Consider the following 17,579-nt stretch of genomic DNA (forward strand, 5'->3'; position numbering starts at 1 on the left):
AGGATTCACCCGTAGAGTATTACGAATTACGAATTATTTTAATTATTTTCTCAAATACCAAATCAGCAGCATTCTGCACAACAGGACTTAACTCTAGTCCAAAATCAAGATTTGCCGCTTCAATTAAATAAACAGTCACATCTTCAGGAAAATCATCTTGAAAGATTTTCCTACCGACGGCTAAAGCATGATCCCAACGAAAATCATGCAAATTATAACTAGGTTCTGGTAAGGCTGTTAATTCTTCGCCAGGAACTTGAAACACTGCACCAACTTCTGAACCAGTTGAACTTGCATCAATAATTACTAATTTTTTACTACCTCTAGCTTGAAACATTATCTCCATCCCGGCTGTTCCACAGTCATATACCTGCACATTGGGATGGGGATTTTTTGCTAGATATTTTTGTAGGCGTTGAGCAATAATTACGCCTACAGCGTCGTCACTGCGATTCAGATTTCCACAACCAATAATAGTAAGCATTTTTTATCCTACGGACAGTATGAACAGGCTGAACCAGAGATGCTAAAGCAGCACTAAGATTTAGTGACTGCTTGATATAAAATTTTTCTATCTACAGGTGGATGTATTTATGTACTATGTATCCAGTACACATGAGGTCATAACATTTAGCTAGAGTAAGGCTATGAAGATTAAAAATCTGAGAAAGAAAAACATAACATTCCTAACTTCGACCGGCTGTACATAATGAACTCTAGGCAATCTCCTCAAAACTTTCCATCTAATTCCTCTGACGAGCCGGAGGTTAACCAAAATGAACTCTTTCCAATAGTCAGCATGGGTGCATCTGCGGGAGGATTACAAGCATTCACAGAATTACTCAGCCATTTACCTATAGATACGGGCATGGGATTTGTGCTAATTCAGCATTTGAGTCCCCATCAAAAAAGTATGTTGACAGAGATTCTGGGTAGGACAACCCAAATGCCCGTTGTGGAAGCACAGGATGGGATGTCTGTAGAACCAAATCATGTCTATGTGATTCCACCTAATGCCGTGATGACAATTTCTCACGGAGTATTACAACTGTCACCCCGACAAAAAATCCGGGGGTTGTCGATGACAGTGGATACTTTCTTTTGTTCCCTAGCAGAAGATTACGGAAACAAAGCCATTGGAGTTGTCTTATCGGGGGGAGATTCTGACGGCGCAAAAGGACTGGAAATGATCAAAGACGCTGGCGGTATTACCTTTGCTCAGTGTGAATCATCGGCACAAGTCAGTAGTATGCCGAATACGGCTGTGGCTTCTGGTCATGTAGATTTTATCCTCACCCCGCAACAAATCGCCGAGGAATTAGGGAAAATCAGCCGTCATCCCTACGTCAGACAACCAACCCCAGAGCCAATCACAGAGGAGATCCCAGAAGGCGGCGATGCGTTGGTGATCATATTCCGGTTGTTGCGGGTGGCGACAGGTGTTGACTTTACCCACTACAAGCAGAACACCCTGAAACGGCGGATTTTCCGACGGATGATTTTGTATAAGCTGGAAAAGCTGGAAGATTACGCTCAGTATCTGCAAAATAACCCAGCAGAAATCACCGCGTTGTATCAGGACTTGTTGATTACTGTCACTAGTTTTTTCCGTGACCCCGAAACCTTTATAGCTTTAAAAACCAAAATATTTCCCCTTCTTCTCAAGGAACATCAACCAGATTCAGCCATCCGCGTCTGGGTAGCAGGATGTTCCACTGGTGAAGAAGCCTACTCTATTGCTATTTGCTGGATGGAGTTTTTGACAGTCCAGGGAATCCATCTGCCCATCCAGATTTTTGCGACAGATATCAATGAGGTGGCAATTGAGAAAGCCAGAACGGGCATTTACAAACCCAGCCAGGTAGCAGATATTTCTCCAGAACGTTTACAGCGATTCTTTGTGCAGGTAGATGGCAATTATCAGATTAGCAAGCCAGTACGTGAACTGTGTGTTTTCGCTAGGCATAACCTAATGAACGATCCGCCATTTTCCCGGTTGGATCTAATTACTTGTCGCAATGTCTTAATTTATTTAAGCTCTCCTCTACAGAAAAAACTCCTGCCCATGTTCCACTATGGTCTCCAGCCAACAGGCTTTCTGATGTTAGGCACTTCGGAGACCGTGGGAGAGTTTTCTGACTTGTTTACTTTGGTAGACAAAAAGTACAAAATTTATTCTCGGAAAATAGCACCAGCTCGGCTTAGTATTGATCTGATGCCTAGCAATTATCCCCCAGATGCTCTGAACCCTCTACCCCCAAATAGACAAGATATCTGGAATGGGCAGGAAATTCTCAAAGAAGCTGACAGGATCGTGTTGAATAGATATGCTCCAGTGGGGGTAATTATCAACAATGAACTGGAGATTTTGCAGTTCCGGGGGCAGACTAGTTCCTATTTAGAACTCCCACCTGGTAGACCCAGCTTTAACCTGCTGAAAATGGCCAAGGAAGGATTAAGGCTAGAACTACGCACCGCCGTCCACCAGGCTAAAAACCAAAAGCTAACCGTGAGTAAGGAAGGCTTACAAATCAGAGAAGATGATCAAGTGAAGCTGGTGAAGATTGATGTGATTCCGTTTCAATCTGCTGCAACCACAGAATTTTACTATTTAGTGCTGTTTCAAGATATGCGCCCGGAGGTAGCTAGTAATCCTACAGAAAACACTACTACTAGCAGCCATGTCAAATCTAGACGCGGAAAACAAGCTAGTTACGAGCAAGAAAATTCTCGGCTGAAGCAGGAATTAGCAAATACTAAAGAATATCTGCAATCTATCATTGAGGAGCAGCAAGCTACTAATCAAGACCTGAGAGCAGCTAACGAAGAAATTCTCTCCAGTAATGAAGAACTGCAAAGCACTAATGAGGAACTGGAAACCGCCAAGGAAGAGATTCAAGCAACTAATGAAGAACTCTTCACAATTAACGCCGAACTGCAACGACGGAATGTCGAGTCAACTCAAATCAGCAACGATTTACAAAATCTCCTTAGTTGTATCAGTATTCCTATCCTCATGTTGGGGAGTGATCTGGGGATTCGGCGGTTTACTCCGGGAGCAGAGAAAATATTTAACTTAATTCCTACGGATATAGGACGTCCACTGAGTGATATTAAGCACAATTTAAATATCTCTGACTTAGAGGAAAAAATTTTAGAGGTAATTAGCACTCTTAACTATAAAACGCAGGAAGTGCAAGACCAAGAAGGGCATTGGTATGACCTCAGAATTAGGCCATATCGGACAATAGACAACAAAATTGACGGTGCTGTGGTCATTTTGGTAGACATTGATGCTCTTAAAGACAGTGTCAAGCAGCTCAGAGTATCTATAGATTATGCCCAAGCGATTGTGGATACAATGCGGGAGTCTCTATTGGTGCTGGATGTAAACTTACGGGTGATGAGTGCCAATCAGTTTTTCTACGAAACATTCCAAATGTTACCAGAAGAAACAGAAAATCGCTTAATATATGAACTTGGGAATGGACAGTGGAATATTCCCTTGTTGCGATCGCTCCTAGAAGATATTCTCCCCCAGCAATCCCAGGCTCAAGGTCTTGAAGTTGAGTGTAACTTTGAGCATATCGGACAAAAAATCATGCGGTTTAATGCTCGGAGGATGACCACAGAAGACAATAGAGAAATGATACTCCTCTTGATTGAGGACATCACCAACCGCAAGGAATTGGAGGCAGAACGCGCTCAACTGTTGGTTCAAGAACAATCAGCCCGCAATATAGCTGAAGCAGCCAACCGCGCCAAAGATGAGTTTTTATCAATTCTCTCCCACGAACTGCGAAACCCACTCAATTCTTTGCTGGGTTGGGCGCAGTTATTGCAAAAGCATCAGCTCGACGAAACCACCATTAACCAAGGGTTGGAAGCCATTGAGCGCAGCGCACAGGCTCAAGCCAATCTGATTACGGATCTCCTAGACATCTCCCGCATTAGTTCCGGTAGGCTGCGTCTAGATGCCGAGTCGATTCAAATTGTACCAATCATTGAATCTGCGATCGAGGTTGTCCGTCTCTCCGCCGAAGCTAGAAACATTCAAATTGTCTCCAGGCTAGATTCTACACCCAGAAATATAGTAGGCGATCCGACTCGCTTACAGCAGGTGATGTGGAATTTACTTTCTAATGCCATTAAATTCACTCCTCTAGGCGGCAGAATTGACGTCACCCTAGATTACAGTGATCTTTATGCCGAGATTCAAGTTAGTGATACAGGTAAAGGTATCCCTGCTGACTTTCTCCCTTATATTTTTGAACGATTCCGTCAAGCTGATGGTAGCAGAACCCGTTCAAATCCTGGATTGGGACTAGGACTGTCCATTGTCCGCCATTTAGTAGAACTCCACGGCGGTATAATTGAAGTGGCAAGTCCAGGTGAAGATCAAGGGGCAACTTTTACAGTCAAGCTACCTCTGCAACTTACCCAGCCAGAGATATTTCTGCCGATGTCACAAGTAGAGACGTTACAACGCAACGTCTCTACAGATGATTTAGAAAGTTTGCCATCCCAGCCCTCTACTGATGACATTCCATCCCTGGAAGGTGTGCGGGTACTGGTGGTAGATGACGAAGCAGATATACGCCTGTTATTTAAAATAGTGCTGGAGGATTACGGCGCACAAATCACAGAAGCTGCATCAACAAGGGAGGCACTATCAAAGCTGAGAGACAACCCTGGTAGTTATGACGTGCTTCTATCTGACATCGGTCTACCAAAGGAGGATGGTTATGTACTAATTCGTCGGGTGAGACAGTTAAGTGACGAAGCCACCAGAAACATTCCCGCCGCCGCCCTCACCGCCTATGCTGGAAATGAGGAGTATGAAAAAGCTGTAGCAGCAGGATTCCAAATCCACCTTGCTAAACCTGTTGAACCCCCACAGTTGTTATCTGTGGTTGCTACTTTGGCGGGGAAAATTCCTAATTCGTAAAAGCCATACCTTGACACTCTCAGCACTAAAAGTGACTGAGATTCTTGAAGAGTAATGAGTAATGAGTAATGAGTAATGAGTAATGAGTAATGAGTAATAAGTAAATACCCATTACTTATTACTCATTACTTAGTCAAAGCAGTTAAAACTGCCGTGAGCTACAACGAGGGACTGAAGCCTCTGAGCTTGTCAGCAAATCGTGTTATTTCTTGTCAGACTTATCGCCTACCTATACTTGCAACTCAAATCCAGGTAATATATCTTCTCCAAAAATAATCGCTGGCATTTGAATAACTTCTACAGCTTTCAAAAGTCGGTAAATTTCCACTTGCTGATCTTGAGGATTAATTAGCCAACCCAAACGCAAACCATTTTCTATGTATTCCTGCATTTTCGCTTGGATAGGTGCAAGCCGGTCTGTCTCGGAACGCAGTTCAATGGCAAAATCGGGTACAAGTGGCGGAAATTTTTTTCGCTGTTCTAGTGTTAAAGCTTCCCAGCGTTCTAGCTTTACCCAAGCCGCATCAGGGGAACGTTTTGCACCATTTGGAAGTATAAAGATAGTCGAAGAACTAAAAACTTTACCTAATTTAGTTTGACGATTCCAATTGTTCAAGTCTGTAATTAGGTCTGCTTCTTGATTTCCGCTTTCTCCTCCGACTGGGGGCATAATTATTAATTCTCCGGCTGCATTCATTTCCAGGCTTAAATCGCTATTGGCAATACACAATTGATAAAATTGCTCATCAGTTAAATGAGCAATCGGTTCTAGATTAAGCACAACAGTATTCATCGAACCTTTCCTCGTGCCTTTGTTGCTAATATCAGTTACCTGTATTTAAAATTTTAGTAGGACTAAAACTTTTAAAACATCCTCTTAATACCCCTACACCCCTCATCAACATTAAAAACTACTTGAAAAGCGGTAATTTGGCTGCCATTCTAAATAAAGAATACAGAAAATTAACCACAATAAACCTGCGGCATATCCAGCTAAAACATCAGTAGGCCAATGTACTCCCAAATAGAGTCTACTAAAACCTACTGCCAAAATTATCACTGTGGTTGAACCTAAAATCTGCTTGCGCCATTGGGGAAATTGCTTCGCTAAAATGTAGCCAATGCAGCCATAAATTGCTGTCGAAACCATTGCATGACCACTAGGAAAACTATAGTGAACTGCATTGACAATATAATTCCAAAGTGTGGGACGCGCCCTTCTAAAAATTTCTTTGAACAGCACATTTAAACCCACTGCACCTACTGTTGCTATAGCCAAAGTAGTTGCTTCTCTGCGGCGTTGATTCTGCCAGAGATTAATTCCTAGTGCTGAACAAATTGACAGAAAAATGACTGGCTCACCCAACATAGTTATCCCCTTCATCATGTTATCCAGCAGGGGATTATGCAGGTTTTGCAGCCCTAGCAAAATGCTTTCATCTAAACCATTTTTGTATAAGATTCCACTGCTTAAAACTAGGGTGGTAGCAGCCGCAGATCCGATAATCAGTTGACTGTTGAGTTTGTCTAATCGTGGCTGCATCGGCATAGTTGCCAACTGTATTGGTGCTGCAACTGTCGTTATCGATAGATTTTTAGGGAATTTTCTATAATCTAAAACAATATCTTGGAGTCGGGAAGCGATCGCGCTATGCCTAAAATCAGGACTAAAAATTACCAGTACATTGCCTGTTAAATGGTTAGCACGTACTTGGTCAATGTTTTTCTCTTCTAATAGCCGAGACTCAATGTATTTTCCCATAAATTCGGAAAGATGCAGTCCTTTCACCTTGAATCTGGCTCTACCTTTGACAGATGTATGTATTGCCTGAATCAAACCATGCTCATGCGAGAGATTATTCTCATGCCCGTTCATCGTCCCAGAAGTCCATTTTGAATTATAAGTATATTTTAGCTTTAACCGACAGAAGCCCCACGTCTGACACGTTCGCGTTAGCGTTCCGCAGGAAAGTGCAGCGTGGGATGAATGGCGGGGTGATGACGAATTGACCTCCGACCACTATCAACCGCTAGGTTGATTAGGGAGTGGGGTCGATGATAGCGAAGCGTTAGCGGGTACTCCCGCGTCGGAATCACCATTTTTAACTTTGAGCGAGTCTATAAAGTCTTCAATTATATGAGTCATAGTTTTATCATTCTGACTCGCATATAACCGTAGTTTATTCAATCTGCGCTCGGATATCCTTAAATTCAATGTTTTATTTTTCATAAATGCCAGTACAACGTCGTTACATTTATGCTAATATATAAATAGGTCGAAACTAAGGATAAGGCAATGAAGATATCATATCAGTACAAAATCAAGCCAACTAAACAACAAGCAGAGAGAATAGATAAAACTCTAGAAATGTTGCGTTGTCAGTACAACTATTTGCTGGCTCAAAGGTTTGATTGGTATGAAATGAATCGCTGTCCTATTGATAGATGCCCATTAATTTGCCATATACCTGAACTAAAGGATAAGCCTAACTATTACAGTCAAAAAGCTTCGTTAGTCCAACTAAAAATGGATAGACCTTGGTACAAAGAGATTCACTCTCAAGTGTTACAGGAAGTCCCTAAAAGAGTTGAATTAGCTTTTGACAGATGGTTAAAGGGTGACGTTAATGGCAAGAAGGCTGGTAGACCTAGATTCAAAGGTAAAGGTCAATATCAGACTTTTACTTACGCCCAATTTAAGCAACATCATTTTGTTAACAACAAAATTACGTTGTCAAAGATAGGGGATGTGAAAGTTATTGTTCATCGACCTATCCCAGATGGCTTTAAAATCAAAACCGCTTCTGTAACTAAAAAAGCTGATGGTTATTATGTGACCCTCAGCTTGGAAGATACTACAGTCCCTACAATTAAACCTGACTTTAACCCAGAATCCATAACTGGTATTGACATGGGATTAAAAGAGTTTTTGACAACTGCTGATGGTGAAACAGTAGCTATTCCTCAACACTATCGCAAAGCTCAAAAACGTTTGAGAGTTATCCAAAAGCGTGTTTCACGACGTAAAAAAGGTAGTAACCGTAGACAAGAAGCTGTTAAACAATTGGGTAGACAGCATAAAAAAGTTGCTGACAAGCGTAAAGACTTCCACTTTAAAACTGCTAACAACTTACTGAAAAAATATGACCTAATTGCACATGAAGATTTAAACATCAAAGGACTTTCAAAGTCTAGACTTTCTAAATCTGTACATGATGCTGGTTGGGGCAACTTTTTATCAATACTGACAAACAAAGCCGAAAATGCTGGTTTGTTGGTAATACCTGTTAATCCCAAGAACACATCCCAAGATTGTTCTAATTGTGGGGTGAAAGTTCCTAAAAAACTGCATGAACGCTGGCACGATTGCCCTAATTGTGGGTGTAATCTTGATCGTGATCATAACGCTGCAATCAATATAAAAAATAGCGCAAAGTGGGCGGTGTCGGTTTCCGTCCCGCCCAACTTTGTAAGAGAGGGCGGTAGGGCATTCCGTTCTTAAAGCCAAGAGCCTCCTAAGCGATAGCCGGATTGTCTTGGAAGCCTACACTGTATGCGTTCGCGGAGCGTTCCGAAGGAAAGCGTCAGTGTAGGAGATGTCACAGCAGCGATTCATCGCGTCTCCCAAGACCAATTTCTTGCACCAGTTACTTTAACCGTACCGTCTTTTAGTATGGGCGATCAGCTACGCTGGGCGGTTACGCCATCGCGCAAATACTCGAAAACCTCCCCAGAACAGAGAAGTTTAAAGGTTTTTTGGTAAATATTAAAGTCTGAAAACATCACGACACAACGAACTATACTCTGTTAAAATGCAGAATTGCGGCATTCGCTTTCAGTCTTGGCGTTTACCGCCCATCTAGCCTTGCAAATCATCCGTCCGCCTCAAACTGATGCCGCCACTGGCGACAGGCCGATGTTAATTCTGGAGTTTTATGTCTTTTTCTCATCTCGGCTTGTCCAAAGAAATTATCCGTGCCGTCACCGAACGGGGTTACACCAAACCCACGCCAATCCAGACACAGGCTATTCCTGCCGTCTTGTCGGGGCGTGATTTGCTAGCTGGCGCACAAACGGGGACTGGAAAGACTGCCAGCTTCACGCTGCCGCTTCTGCATCGATTGTCTGCCGACAGTAGCGTCAATCATATATCTAATGCACACTCACCGATCCGGGCGTTGATTCTCACCCCGACTCGTGAACTTGCCGCACAGGTAGAGTTAAGCGTGCGTGAGTACGGCAAGTACCTAAATTTGCAGACGATGGCCATGTTTGGCGGGGTCAGCATTAATCCGCAAAAACGGCTTTTGAAAGGTCGTGTGGATATTCTCGTTTCTACACCAGGACGACTACTAGATCATGTGCAGCAAGGTACGATAAATCTGTCACATATTGAGATATTGGTGCTGGATGAAGCAGACCGGATGTTGGACATGGGTTTTATTCGTGATATCCGGCGCATTCTCTCGCTGCTGCCCAAACAGCGACAAAACTTGCTATTCTTCGCCACCTTCTCGGAAAAAATCAAGGCGCTCGCCACCGGGCTACTTAATCAACCGAAGATGATCGAGGTAGCACGCCGCAACGTTACCGCCGACACAGTGGCACAGAAAATTTACAAAGTAGAGCGTGACAGGAAACGTCAATTACTAGCGCACCTGATTCGGCAAGACAACTGGTATCAAGTGCTGGTTTTCACTCGTACTAAGTATGGTGCTGATCGTCTGGTTAAGGAGTTAAGCCAGGAGCGTATTCAAGCACTAGCGATTCACGGTAATAAGAGCCAGTCGGCGCGTACCCACGCTCTGGCGAAGTTCAAAGACGGCACTTTACAGGTATTGGTAGCAACGGACATTGCCGCACGAGGTCTGGACATCAGCGAACTACCCCATGTGGTCAATTTCGATCTGCCCAATGTACCAGAAGATTACGTTCATCGCATTGGTCGTACTGGTCGTGCTGGTGCATCAGGTGAAGCTGTATCGCTGGTATGTGTCGATGAATATCAGTTGTTGGCAGATATCGAGAAACTAATTGAACAGCGATTACCTGTTGGAGTGGTTGCTGGCTTGGGAGCAAATTCCCCCACCAAGACCGAACCAATTCTAGATGAACGCAAGCACAGACCTCAAGGTAGTAAACGTCCGGTTCGCTCTACAGCTAAAAAATCGGCACAGCGCACCATAACAGGTGGGCAAAAGTCTGATGCTCGTCCTATAAAAAAATAGAAATGAGTCGCGACTGTCTTCAAAGTCAAACAATTTTAGATTTTAAATTTGCATAGCGCAGCGTCTGTCTAAGACACGCTCCGCAAACGTAGAGAGCGTCTTTTAGATTTATTTTGCCCACAAAGAGACGGGGCTTGAGCCGAAAAACCAGTCTAAAATCCAAAATCCGTCTTGAAAAGTTTCCTAGGTTGGGAAACCCGCCTACAGAACTTTCCGCAAAATCTAAAATTGGTAGGGTCAAGCGATCGCCTTGTATCCTAGAAGAAGTGGTAGACCTATTGACTTCTAACGGACTAGACGTTCATAAAAAAACCCTCATAAAAAATTATGAGGGTTTTTTGATATTTATATCACTGCTTAAGAGCGGAAACGTCTTTTACTCTGCTTGTGCAAGGCAATTTTCTTGCGCTTGGACTTTTCAATAGGCGTTTCAAAGTGACGGTGCTTCCTCATATCTTGAAAAATCCCCGCCTTGGAGACTTCTCGCTTAAATCGACGTAAGGCTGATTCAATGTGTTCATTATCGCCTACCACTATTTGGGTCATTATCCCTCCTCCTAAATTGGCTTAATTAATGGCTTATCATGGTAAGCCGTCCCGTTGGCTAAAGTGCAAAACAATTCAGACTTTTGATATAACCTGAAAATTCGCTAGAAAAATTTCAGCTTTCAAAATTTAGTAGCGGTTACGTCCACCGCCACCTCCACCATATCCTCCCCCACGATTTCCACCACCAAATGAACCTCTGTCTTCTTTGGGCTTGGCTTTGTTGACTTTGAGGTCACGACCCATCCATTCAGCACCGTCAAGGGCTTCAATGGCAGCTGTTTCTTCAGCTTCAGTTCCCATTTCCACAAAAGCAAAACCGCGTGGACGGCCTGTTTCACGGTCAGTGGGTACTTGAACCCGCTTTACAGTACCATATTCTGCAAAAACAGCACTCAAGGTATCTTGGGTAACTTCGTAAGAGAGGTTGCCTACATAAATTGACATCGATGATCTCCAAAATTATTACTGTGTAGAGATTTAAATTTCGGAGAAAAACCTGTCAAGACCAAAAGGGAAAAACCTGTCAATACTAAAAACAAAGATGCTCACCGAATTAACTCTCCTTCTATAGAATGACATAGAAGCAGATTGTCTGCATCCAGTAGATGGTTAATAAGTGATGTAATGAAAGTTAAGATTAGCTACTAGCAAGAGTTTTCCCATCTCCAGCCATTAATTATGCCAAATTTTTAATGCGGGTTCTCCGTTCGACAATCTCCTGGAGTAAGCATTGAGGCCGCAGGGGGCAGGGAGCAGGGAGCAAGGGCGAGGGTTTGCAGCTTTGATGATTATGAAAATGGTGCAATTTAAATGACGATTAGCTTATCAAGGTTATATAGCGCAAAAGCCCGGAATACAATTCTTTTGACTTTTGACTAATGCTAGAAATGTGGCAATGGCAATCCATCTTGAAATACTAACAATTCTCCCGGTTTGATTGGTGTCCAAACCTCATTATCTGTGAGGGGGGTAGTAGCGATGACGGCAACGCGATCGCTAAATGTGGTCAATTCCCTAAAATCTACAGTCATATCTTGGTCTATCAAGTGAGCCGCCGCAAAGGGTGCTTGACGGACTATATAGCTAAGTTTAGTTGAACAGTGCGTAAAAAAATGTTCTCCATCAGAGAATAAGTAATTAAAAATACCTATATTAGCTAATTTTTCTGTAACTTTTTGCAGTACAGAATATATTTGCTCTAAAGGAGGTTTACCTTGAGGAAAGCTTTGTCTCAGGGTTTCTAGAATTAAGCAAAAGGCTTTTTCACTATCAGTATTACCCACGGCTTGATAAAAACCTTGATGTTCTGGATCAAAATCTGGCAAATTGCCGTTATGAGCAAATACCCAATACCGTCCCCAGAGTTCCCGGCGAAACGGATGACAATTTTGTAAGGCGACTTCCCCTTGGGTAGCCTTACGAATATGAGCGATCACATGGGTAGAGTGGATGGGATAACGCCTCACCAATTCTGCGATCGCAGAATTGATAGAGGGTTTAGCATCTAAAAATATTCGACATCCTTTACCTTCAAAGAAGGCAATCCCCCAACCATCACTATGATGATCTGTTCTTCCTCCCCGTGCGGAAAACCCTTCAAAGGAAAAGCAGATATCGGTTGGCACATTGCAATTCATTCCCAGCAGTTGACACATTGATATTGCAGTTTCTGAATTTTTGACTCATGCCTCAGAATTAAGATACTTCAGAATGCGATCCATATTTTGGTGCGATCGCTGCATTTTAGCGAATGGGGAGTCGGAAGAAGCAGGGGGTGCAAGGGGTGCAGGGGAAACTAAGGAAACAACAAAGAATCTTTAGCCACTCTCGTGGGTGGTAACTATGTTCATACTTGGCAGCGCGATTTTTTCAGATAAACTGCCTGATTAGACTGTCACAAACTACGCAATAATACTCATCTACAATATTTATCTTCTAGGGTTCTCAATTGAATACTTGAGGTTTTTTCTGATCTCAATCCTCTAAATATTGATCCCCAAATTCAATTAAGCGGTATTCATGTAAGCGAGTCTACTTGTAAAGGATTTCTTTAATATAACTTAATACCAATTTTAGGTGTTTTTACTGAAGATATTACTTATGAAAAACCTAATTATTAAAACAGTTATGTAACAAATTTATTAGTTACATAACTATAGATTTTGTTTTGAAATTACATTTTTATAAACTCAAAAAATAATGAATACTTGTCCCTGTTGCTCTCACAGACTTTTACGGCATATCCGTAGTCATGAAGTCTATTTTTTCTGCCGACAATGCTGGCAAGAAATGCCAGTTTTAAAGAAGACACATAATCACCAATTTCAATCAATGTTCATCGATACAAAGGAGGGATCTTACATCAATACAATCTAATCACACTCACGATGAATACTAGACATCTCCGAAGAAGAATGTAGAGGCGTAGCAATGCTACGTCTCTCTGATGTTTCCGGATAACATATATTTCATTTCTGGATATGCCTAATGTTGAATTTTATTTTTAAATGTAGAAATTTAATAAAAACTTTGTGTTTCGTGTTTGAAAAGGCGATAACTTATACACTCGCTTAGTTACGTTATAATTCGCTACATATAATTTATACCGGATCTTTAAAATCTACCTGAAGTAAAAACATCTATCTTTAGTTAAATAAAGTATCTGTCTGAAGAAGTAAATATTGCTAAATATTGAATTTTATTTTATAAATTAAAAATCACGGAATAGCTATCGATTTTGTCCTCAACAAGAGAATCGCTTCAGGCAAAAAACTAAAGAATGAAATACTGGATAACTAAAGTAGTAATCTTGGCTTTTTTATTGTATAACTTATTACAAAATACTAATTATGCCAGAGCCGCCCAGCTTGCAAATCCTGATGTTCAGCAATTAACCGCAGTCTCGATAGAGGAAAAATTAGCAATTGCTGACAATAATCTTGGGGAGAGTAGAAAAGAAGATTTTTGGCAATTTCGAGAGCTATTTAAAGGAACAAACAAATTAGAGGGACTATTCACACTTTATAGTCGGGAGAATTCAGGGGAAATTTACTTAGAAATTCAGCCAGAGCAACTAAATAAAAATTATTTAGTTACAGTGACATTAGAATCAGGTATTGGTGAGGCGGGGATTTATAGCGGATTACCGCTTGCTGATTACCTGTTTTATTTTTGCCGAGTTAACAATAATTTGCACTTTGTCGTGCGTAATGTTAAATTCCGTACAGAATCAAGTGAAGCAGAACAGCGATCGCTAGCTCGCTCATTTAGCGACTCAGTTCTTTATTCACTAGAAATAGCAAGTATTGATCCGCGTAGTAAAAATATTCTGATTAATCTGGACGATCTGCTCATGCAGGATTTTCCTGGATTAACTCCCCTCTTGAAATACTCTTTACGGGCTGATTATCGGCTAGAAAGGAGCAAATCTTATTTTGGTGATGTCAAAAGCTTCCCAGAAAATGTAGAAATTGATGCAATATATGGTTTTTCATCGCCAGAAGGAGCAGATTTAGTCACTTTACCCGATAGTCGCTCCCTTACCTTGAAGGTACACTACAGTTTTTCTCAACTTCAAGAACACAACGGCTATATTCCCAGGTTAGCTGATGACCGAGTGGGATATTTTATTACTGCCTTCCAAGACTTCTCGAACAATCACAGCCAAGAACCCTTTGTACGTTATATCAACCGTTGGCATCTCGAAGCATCCGATCCCAACACACCTTTATCACCACCCAAACAGCAAATTGTGTTTTGGATTGAGAATGCTGTACCGCTGCAGTATCGTGAGGCGATTAGTGAAGGTGTGCTGATGTGGAACAAAGCATTTGCCAAAGCAGGATTTGAAAATGCGATCGCAGTCCAACAAATGCCAGATGATGCTGACTGGCAACCAGGGGATGTTCGCTACAACACTATTCGCTGGTTTAATTCTCTAGATGCAGGTTTTGCCAAAGGGCCAGTACGAATTAACCCCCTCACCGGCGAAATCTTAGATGCAGATATTATCATCGATGCCAACATGGTGCGATCGGTTCAGCAAGAATATCGCGCACTGATGGAGGAAAGTAACCTATGTCAAGAGGCAGGAGGCAGTTCGCGTAGCGTTTCGCAGACAAGGCAGGAGAAATATATTAAGCAGGTGTATTCCCCTACACCTCTACCCAATTCATCGGAATCTTGCTATAGCCAACATACTTCAGAGCAAGCTGCTATGGGGGCATTGGCGTTATCGCTGTTGCAAAATACTCAACCGAGTAGTGAGGCGATGCAGGAGTATGTACATCAATATTTGCGTTATCTCATCGCCCATGAAGTCGGACACACTCTCGGTTTGCGTCACAACTTCCACGGCAGCACTATGTTAACGCCGGAAGAATTAAATAACACTGAAATCACCCATACTAAAGGTTTAGTTGGTTCGGTGATGGACTATCTACCGGTGAACATCGCACCCCAGGGAGTCCAGCAAGGTGAATATTTCCCCAGTGTGATTGGCCCTTACGATGAATGGGCAATTGAATATGGATATAAAAACAGTCCTCACGCCGTTGGTGAGATGATCCATCCAGAAGCGGAAAAGAGCTTTTTGCAGCAGATTGCCTTGGCATCACCGCAACCAGAGTTATCTTATGCAACTGATGAAGATATCTGGGATATCAATCCTCTAGCCAATGTTTGGGATATGAGTAGTGATGTACTAGTTTATTCCCAGTGGCAAATGGATAATGCCCGTGTGATGTGGCAACGCTTGGATGAGCATTATTTACCACGGGGAGAAAGCTATAGTAATCTGCGCGTCTTATTTAATCGAGTCTTGAAATATTATTTTCGTAACGCCAACTTACTTTCTCAATATATTGGGGGGGAATCGTTTCGCCGTGTTCATGCTAATGATGATAGTTCTTGGGCATTTGTACCAGTTCCATTGCTGAGACAACGTCAAGCATTGGCAAAGTTACAAGAGTATGTGTTTGCTGAGGATGCTTTTAGTTTCTCGCCACAGTTGCTAAATCAGCTAGCACCATCACGCTGGCAACACTGGGGAAGCTTTGCGCCCAATAACCGCCTTGACTATCCCATTCATGAAAGTATTTTAAGTTATCAAAGGGCAATATTGCGATCGCTATTTGACGGTGAACGTCTCAATCGTTTACGGGATCTAGAATTAAAAACCCTAGTTGGGCAAGCACTTTCCATCCCGGAATTATTCGATACCTTGCAACAAGGCATTTGGACAGAAGTTTTAGCTTCTGGGAAACCGCAGGCAATTTCGAGCATCCGGCGTTCCTTGCAACAAGAACATCTGAATATTTTGCTAGAAATGGTCTTACATCAATATGATGTACCTGAAGATGGCAGGACACTGGCTTGGTATGAATTACGCCAACTGCAAAATGCCATTAATACCCAGGTAAAACAATTTGGGGAAAAACTGGATACTTATACTTTAGCCCACTTAGAATTTTCTAGCGATCGCATCACAAAAGCATTAAACGCACAATTATTTTCACAGTAAAAAGTGATGCGTGCTGAGTAAGAAGAGTATTCAGCACTATCAACAATGATGAAATTTTCTTTACCGAAAATATGGGTCTAAAGCCCCGTCCTTCTAGGACGGCTTTTTGTGATAGAGTTAAATTGTCTCAGGTAGAATATCCGCCGATACAGGACGACTCAAATGAGTGAAACACGACGGGTCGGGAAACAATAAAGACAACTCGGTGGCGAATACGAGTATAAAAATAGCTAGTGAAATTAAAAAAGTAGCATCAACCAGAAAAAAAATATTTTTGTCCATAAACGTATCGTGGGGCGCACGAAAACGCTAGGTTTAGTATCCTAGTAAGTCTCTGGAGATGTAGCCCTCTGGGGTCAACTAAGTTAAGCTCGTTAATTGGTTCTGTTGAACGGTTAATTGGTTTAAGCATTGCCAGTAATGGATAGTTGATTTTAAGGCGTGTCGATGAAAGAGAAAGCCTAAAAAGTGATTTTTAGAATCACCGCCCTAAAAGTGCGGTGAGAACGTCAACTCTGCCTTCGTTTTCGCTTGCGAGGCAATTTATCGGCTGCACAGAGAATGCCAGTTTGAGGATGAATATAGAAGTGATCGTAATGGCTGACATTTAACTGAATGCGGTAGCCCCGATAAGGCTGGCTGTAAAGACTACCATCAATTATTTCTACATGACGTTCAACATAGTCCCACACATGAGCCAGAACGTGTTGTCCTGTCATTGTGTTGGGATCTAATTTTTTACACAGTTCGCTGTAAACATCATTCCACGGTTGTCCGACTTGCGATCGCAAAAACCGACGTAGAGGGCCGAGATGATCTGAAAGATATTTAGTTCTGTTTGTTGCTTTAATCAGGTAGGGATTCAACAATCCATCTTGACTCGCTTCCTCAGTCAGTTTGTGTAATTGCTTTTTGAAGCCTGTCAGCTTTTTGAGGCTAATTCTCATCCCATGCCGAGGACGTTCAATCACAATTTTGCTCAAACGATGTTCGCTCATCCTCAAATTATTTAAATATATTTGTATTAAATTTCCCAGCCTGTTTTCCTGTGTTATCTAAAGACTTGGGATTATTCACATTTAAAAACAGAAAACAATCTCTCATTAGATATAAAAATATTTAGGTATTTGCTGATTATCTATTTTTACGACACTTGACTAGTTATATTTATTAATCAATAGTAACAAAATTGCTGAAATCGTAGTGAACCACTGCACATAAAATGGAATTATTAATATTTTTTTGGCATAGAACAAGGGAAACGAAGACAGCATTAACCTTGGTAGTGAGAACAATTAAACATTTTATAGGATGCAGGCTAAGATAGTTGATG

At 41.9% G+C, this 17,579-nt stretch carries 13 protein-coding genes and 1 pseudogene; 6 read left to right on the top strand and 8 right to left on the bottom strand.

Annotation, left to right across the window (positions count from 1 at the left end):
* Positions 1-19: 19 nt before the first annotated feature.
* Positions 20-484, bottom strand: coding sequence for a hydrogenase maturation protease (locus tag ACM0OR_RS13955; RefSeq protein ID WP_414576807.1), 465 nt, complete (start codon positions 482-484; stop codon positions 20-22).
* Positions 485-709: 225 nt separating this feature from the next.
* Here ACM0OR_RS13955 and ACM0OR_RS13960 point away from each other — a divergent pair, with 225 nt between their 5' ends.
* The gene (locus ACM0OR_RS13960) at positions 710-4,948 is read left to right on the top strand and encodes a chemotaxis protein CheB (RefSeq protein ID WP_414576808.1); all 4,239 of its coding nucleotides are present in this window, start codon (positions 710-712) and stop codon (positions 4,946-4,948) included.
* 229 nt (positions 4,949-5,177) lie between these two features.
* On the opposite strand, the gene ACM0OR_RS13965 is transcribed toward ACM0OR_RS13960, so the two are convergent.
* The 3 genes from ACM0OR_RS13965 to ACM0OR_RS13975 all read right to left on the bottom strand — a co-directional run bounded on the left by ACM0OR_RS13965 (position 5,178) and on the right by ACM0OR_RS13975 (position 7,048).
* Positions 5,178-5,741, bottom strand: coding sequence for a Uma2 family endonuclease (locus ACM0OR_RS13965; protein WP_414576810.1), 564 nt, complete (start codon positions 5,739-5,741; stop codon positions 5,178-5,180).
* 111 nt (positions 5,742-5,852) lie between these two features.
* A complete protein-coding gene (locus ACM0OR_RS13970; RefSeq protein WP_414576812.1) occupies positions 5,853-6,824 on the bottom strand; it encodes a phosphatase PAP2 family protein in 972 nt (323 codons plus the stop codon).
* Between the two features lie 77 nt (positions 6,825-6,901).
* On the bottom strand, positions 6,902-7,048 hold the full coding sequence (locus tag ACM0OR_RS13975; protein ID WP_414576814.1) for a hypothetical protein: 147 nt from the start codon (positions 7,046-7,048) through the stop codon (positions 6,902-6,904).
* 196 nt (positions 7,049-7,244) lie between these two features.
* Between ACM0OR_RS13975 and ACM0OR_RS13980 the strand changes: the two are divergent.
* From ACM0OR_RS13980 to ACM0OR_RS13995, 4 genes and pseudogenes are all read left to right on the top strand, one after another.
* A pseudogene (locus tag ACM0OR_RS13980) lies at positions 7,245-8,541 on the top strand (RNA-guided endonuclease InsQ/TnpB family protein).
* A complete protein-coding gene (locus ACM0OR_RS13985; protein ID WP_414576815.1) occupies positions 8,502-8,711 on the top strand; it encodes a hypothetical protein in 210 nt (69 codons plus the stop codon). Before ACM0OR_RS13980 ends, ACM0OR_RS13985 begins: the two are co-directional and overlap by 40 nt.
* A gap of 57 nt (positions 8,712-8,768) precedes the next feature.
* Positions 8,769-9,002 (top strand): hypothetical protein, encoded by a 234-nt coding sequence (locus ACM0OR_RS13990; RefSeq protein WP_414576856.1) that lies wholly within the window; start codon positions 8,769-8,771, stop codon positions 9,000-9,002.
* Complete coding sequence (locus ACM0OR_RS13995; protein WP_414576854.1) at positions 8,905-10,176, top strand: DEAD/DEAH box helicase; 1,272 nt, start codon at positions 8,905-8,907, stop codon at positions 10,174-10,176. Before ACM0OR_RS13990 ends, ACM0OR_RS13995 begins: the two co-directional genes overlap by 98 nt.
* Positions 10,177-10,533: 357 nt before the next feature.
* Here the strand turns inward: ACM0OR_RS13995 and rpsU are convergent, their stop codons facing one another.
* From rpsU to ACM0OR_RS14010, 3 genes are all read right to left on the bottom strand, one after another.
* The gene (gene rpsU, locus ACM0OR_RS14000) at positions 10,534-10,722 is read right to left on the bottom strand and encodes a 30S ribosomal protein S21 (RefSeq protein WP_190709818.1); all 189 of its coding nucleotides are present in this window, start codon (positions 10,720-10,722) and stop codon (positions 10,534-10,536) included.
* 129 nt (positions 10,723-10,851) lie between these two features.
* A complete protein-coding gene (locus ACM0OR_RS14005) occupies positions 10,852-11,169 on the bottom strand; it encodes an RNA recognition motif domain-containing protein (protein ID WP_190709816.1) in 318 nt (105 codons plus the stop codon).
* A 437-nt stretch (positions 11,170-11,606) separates the two neighbouring features.
* Positions 11,607-12,380 carry a class II glutamine amidotransferase gene (locus tag ACM0OR_RS14010; protein ID WP_414576818.1) on the bottom strand — a complete coding sequence of 258 codons (774 nt, stop codon included), beginning with the start codon at positions 12,378-12,380 and terminating at the stop codon, positions 11,607-11,609.
* A gap of 1,124 nt (positions 12,381-13,504) precedes the next feature.
* Here ACM0OR_RS14010 and ACM0OR_RS14015 point away from each other — a divergent pair.
* Positions 13,505-16,246, top strand: coding sequence for a zinc-dependent metalloprotease (locus ACM0OR_RS14015; RefSeq protein WP_414576819.1), 2,742 nt, complete (start codon positions 13,505-13,507; stop codon positions 16,244-16,246).
* A gap of 509 nt (positions 16,247-16,755) precedes the next feature.
* Here the strand turns inward: ACM0OR_RS14015 and ACM0OR_RS14020 are convergent.
* Positions 16,756-17,244, bottom strand: coding sequence for a hypothetical protein (locus tag ACM0OR_RS14020; protein WP_414576821.1), 489 nt, complete (start codon positions 17,242-17,244; stop codon positions 16,756-16,758).
* Positions 17,245-17,579: the final 335 nt, after the last annotated feature.

Origin of the sequence: Anabaena sp. CCY 9402-a, assembly GCF_963920945.1 — a bacterium.
GTDB classification, from domain to species: Bacteria; Cyanobacteriota; Cyanobacteriia; order Cyanobacteriales; family Nostocaceae; genus Trichormus; species Trichormus minutissimus.